The sequence below is a fragment of the Pseudomonas sp. SIMBA_068 genome, assembly GCF_046534705.1.
Classification (GTDB): domain Bacteria; phylum Pseudomonadota; class Gammaproteobacteria; order Pseudomonadales; family Pseudomonadaceae; genus Aquipseudomonas; species Aquipseudomonas putida.
The window spans coordinates 1-279 of record NZ_JAWRYI010000370.1; the positions used below are offsets into that span (position 1 = coordinate 1).

Consider the following 279-nt stretch of genomic DNA (forward strand, 5'->3'; position numbering starts at 1 on the left):
CTGTTGCCTGCTGTCATGGGCCAGGTTGGCGCGGCGCTGGGGGTGTTTCTGCGCAGTCGGGATGCACGACAGAAGATGCTGGCGGGTTCATCCGTGACCGCAGGGATCTTTGGTATCACTGAACCGGCTGTCTATGGCGTTAATCTGCCGCTGCGCCGTCCCTTTATCTTTGGCTGCGTGGCGGGCGCTATTGGCGGTGCCATTGTCGGCCTCAGCAGCACCCACGTTTATTCATTTGGTTTTGCCAACATCTTTACCATCGCACAGATGATCCCACCT

The 279-nt window shown here is 58.1% G+C and carries 1 protein-coding gene; it reads left to right on the top strand.

Annotated features, from left to right (window positions below; all coding sequences use genetic code 11):
• Positions 1–279, top strand: a 279-nt coding sequence (locus SB756_RS29580) for a PTS transporter subunit EIIC (RefSeq protein ID WP_410913118.1), incomplete at both ends; no start/stop codon positions are given.